Raw genomic sequence first — 3,290 nt, 5'->3', positions numbered from 1 at the left:
ACTCATCTAACTCAAATCGCTCCGACGACGTCCCGATAGCGATATCATTATCGGCATAAAGCCCTAATTGCTTACCGGCAGCAATATCGACCGTTTTGGCATCAATATCATGTCCGGCATCGATAAGGGTAGGGGGCTTTAGCAGTTAGGATTTTATGTCGGTTGCCCTGTTATCATTAAGATTGAACAGGGCAAGTTGATTATTGAACTTGCGGTGCAGATCTAAAAACTTTAAAGCCTTCCACATATGAGATGTGGGAGTTTTTTAACAAGCATAAGGTACCAGATGAGAATTTGGCAATCCATTATAGATATCAATTGCTTCCTGCCCTTCAGCAATAAACTCTACATCAATAGGAGCGGGCGGATTATTAGGATCTTTGTAGTTTCCCTCTAAAAAGGCTTTATATTGCTCTAGCACATATAAAAGTTGTTCTTTGGTCATAATGACTTGTTGCTCTTCAACATATTCAGTACCAATAAAAACATAATTTCCAGTAATTAATACCCAGTGAGCATTACCAATGCCAAACATGCCATCGGGTGCTCGGCTGCGTTTTAAATCAATGAGATTATTTATCCAAATATTAACTGAGTCAGTGGAGTATTGGAGATCATCTGCTAGCCAGGCTGCCACCTCACATATTCCCCGCCCTTGCTTGGGAACCAATCTCATATCTTCACTATATTCTCTACCTGAGGGAGAAAATCTTTTATAATCTGGTATCCACCAATAATAAATCAATTTATTCATCATTTAACTAATACTATTTTATTTGGCTTTGCTATTAATCGCATAAGTCCACTTATCAGAGGAGAGCTATAATCAACCACAGACAAAGCACCACAACTCAACGAGCGGTTTTACACCGTTGGTTACGTGCCACAAGGCACAAAGCCCAACCCCAGACCATTAAGGGTATGGAGCTAGAGCCGATAGGGTTGTTTGCCAGGCGACAAGTCATTATGAAAGTTGAGCAGAGCAATTTGATTATTGAACTTGCGATGCAGATCTAAAAAGAGATAAAAAGTCCCCGATCTGGGTTAGATCGGGGGATAATTCATTAATCACTTACTGGATATAGCTCTTTTATATATTGCTCAACAAAAGGCTTTAACTCTTCAACAGGATAGTCATCTTTTCGCTGAACTAAATAAGCATCGTCATAAATTACTCTAGCTTTTAGTGCCGTTGCTAGTATGTAAGTCACTAAAATAGCAAACTTCTGATTCATTTCGCCTCGAGCGCTAACACCAACCATAATAGGTAGGTCTATATCTGCTTCATCTCTAAATTCTGGCTTGAAATAAGAGAAGCTAATCCAACAAAAATAACTGTATTGATGCTCTTGAATAAAAATAAATTTATCAGATAAATCAATTCCTTTCTTTGCAGATACACCTATTGTTAACTGCTGTGTTGATAGTGATAAATCATGAAAACCATCAACAATAATATCTAATAATTTTTCAAAAGAAGGTGTTTCTTTAATTGGAAACATAATTTCATTGGCCATTATTTATTTCCACCTTTGCTAATTGAACCATTGGTAACATTCAACCAACCATTCTGCGTCTTAATATAAATATTTTTCACAGTACCTTCTTTTGTAATATTCGATACTGGTGAGCCAGGTTTAAAGTGGTTGATCATGTCATTCATACTCACTCCTGTTTTAGAAGCGTCTATGTATAAGTCGCCTTGATAACCACCATTTTTCATATTATCCGCACCCTTTACAATATTTCGTCTGATAGCGCCATGAATCTTAACGATTTAAGGCATTATTCTCAATACCTAAAAAGGCAAATTAATTTTCCAAATTACAATGTAGATCAATGAGATAAGAAATCCCAGTTTTTAAACTGGGATCTACTTTATTATAAAATATTAAACGGGGGATGACTCATAATGTTCAATTATATGAACATCATTTACATCGCACTCAGGATAGACCCATTTAGACCAATTAGTTATTATCCATTGAGTATCAATTCCAACATATTCATTAGAATTACTTTCAACTGGTAATATAACTAATATTAAGCCTGCTTTATAACCAGAAGAAACTACCAATCCATGACTATGAGCAAAGTCAACAACCATAAAATCAACAAAATCTTCATAAGGCCATTTTGCTGGTAATCTAAAAACTATTCCTCTTGATATAGATTCATGTTCCCACTCAATTAATTTTTTCATTAGTTAACTCTCAAATTATGTCCACCAGACTTGTCTATAGACCCCTCAATAAAGCCGCCCCCTAAATTATACTCACCTAAATGCTGTCCATTTTTAGGGTTAATTTTTTCAAATCGCCCATGCTGAGTATCCACTGCATAAAGAAAACCGTCTTTTCCCTTGTACACATCTCTACCATTCATTTTGCTCAATTGATTATCTTTAGTCCAACCATTTTCTTTTACAAAAGAGTTCACTACAGTCTTGATTGTTGCGACTCTTTCGCCTGGAGATAGCTTAAATAAGCTTTTTTCAAACTCCCCAACAGTTTGACCTGATGATAATTTATGGTCTAAACCAGAAGCTTTATTCGCAGCACCAGCTGTTTTATCAGTTAATTTACCATAAGTGGCGATAGTCGCCAATCTCAGTCCTTCTTCAATACTGAAATCTCCATTACGGATTTGATGTACAATCGAATTAATTTCAGGTATTGAGCCAAAAGAGCCGAGAATGTTGTCTTTTATAAATTTTTCTTGGATTTCTGATTCAGATAAACCAGCAGCTCGCCATTCATTAAGTAAGATTAATCCTCTTATTTCTTGTAAATAAGGTATGCTTGTCGTTGGAAGCCAATCTACAGCAGAAGCATCATAAATATCCCAGCTTCCAAATTCATGATTGCCGGCGTTATCAATCTGTCCTTCTTTTATGCCTTCGAGCATTGAGTCAGAATAAGATGTAACTAATTGTAGATACTCTGTTTCAGAGAGACCACCAGATTTATATAAATCAACTAATGCTTGTCCTGCTTGTTGCTCTTTTTGTATATATTCATTGTAAGCATTTGTTCTACATTCATCCGTTTTACAATCATAATATTGCTGTTGTAATTTATCTACGTCATCATAACCAACAACATTTTTAATTTTGTCATAGAGTTGCTTGCTTTCTTTATCGAGTTTTTCAACGCCACGTTTATTACTTAACGCATTATTCTCAACCGCATTCTTCCCGGCAGCCATTGCCGCACCGGCAGCGCCGGTATCACCGCCACCGGCGGCAATCGCCAGGCCGGCTGCCAGCTGGGCGAGGGCGCTGATGTTTT

At 36.9% G+C, this 3,290-nt stretch carries 5 protein-coding genes; all 5 read right to left on the bottom strand.

Annotated features, from left to right (window positions below):
* Nucleotides 1-265: 265 nt before the first annotated feature.
* Complete coding sequence (locus J3U42_RS12080; protein WP_267336583.1) at nt 266-676, bottom strand: hypothetical protein; 411 nt, start codon at nt 674-676, stop codon at nt 266-268.
* 388 nt (nt 677-1,064) lie between these two features.
* Nucleotides 1,065-1,517, bottom strand: a complete 453-nt coding sequence (locus tag J3U42_RS12075) for a hypothetical protein (protein ID WP_267336582.1) — start codon at nt 1,515-1,517, stop codon at nt 1,065-1,067.
* Nucleotides 1,517-1,723 carry a hypothetical protein gene (locus J3U42_RS12070; RefSeq protein WP_267336581.1) on the bottom strand — a complete coding sequence of 69 codons (207 nt, stop codon included), beginning with the start codon at nt 1,721-1,723 and terminating at the stop codon, nt 1,517-1,519. The genes J3U42_RS12075 and J3U42_RS12070 overlap by 1 nt, the downstream gene beginning before the upstream one ends.
* A 168-nt stretch (nt 1,724-1,891) precedes the next feature.
* On the bottom strand, nt 1,892-2,203 hold the full coding sequence (imm45, locus tag J3U42_RS12065) for an Imm45 family immunity protein (protein ID WP_267336580.1): 312 nt from the start codon (nt 2,201-2,203) through the stop codon (nt 1,892-1,894).
* On the bottom strand, nt 2,203-3,290 hold a 1,088-nt coding region (locus J3U42_RS12060), incomplete at its 5' end, for a VENN motif pre-toxin domain-containing protein (RefSeq protein WP_267336579.1). The genes imm45 and J3U42_RS12060, both read right to left, overlap by 1 nt.

It is taken from the genome of Gilliamella sp. B2923 (assembly GCF_026536565.1).
Lineage (GTDB): Bacteria > Pseudomonadota > Gammaproteobacteria > Enterobacterales > Orbaceae > Gilliamella.
Note: the sequence above shows the minus strand (reverse complement) of the source record. Positions and strands in the feature narration are given on the sequence as shown.

Excerpts from the sequence above, each read along its gene's own strand:
- imm45 (WP_267336580.1), bottom strand. The coding sequence starts at position 2,203 with ATGAAAAAATTAATTGAGTGGGAACATGAATCTATATCAAGAGGAATA.
- J3U42_RS12075 (WP_267336582.1), bottom strand. The coding sequence starts at position 1,517 with ATGGCCAATGAAATTATGTTTCCAATTAAAGAAACACCTTCTTTTGAA.
- J3U42_RS12070 (WP_267336581.1), bottom strand. The coding sequence starts at position 1,723 with ATGAAAAATGGTGGTTATCAAGGCGACTTATACATAGACGCTTCTAAA.
- J3U42_RS12080 (WP_267336583.1), bottom strand. The coding sequence starts at position 676 with ATGAGATTGGTTCCCAAGCAAGGGCGGGGAATATGTGAGGTGGCAGCC.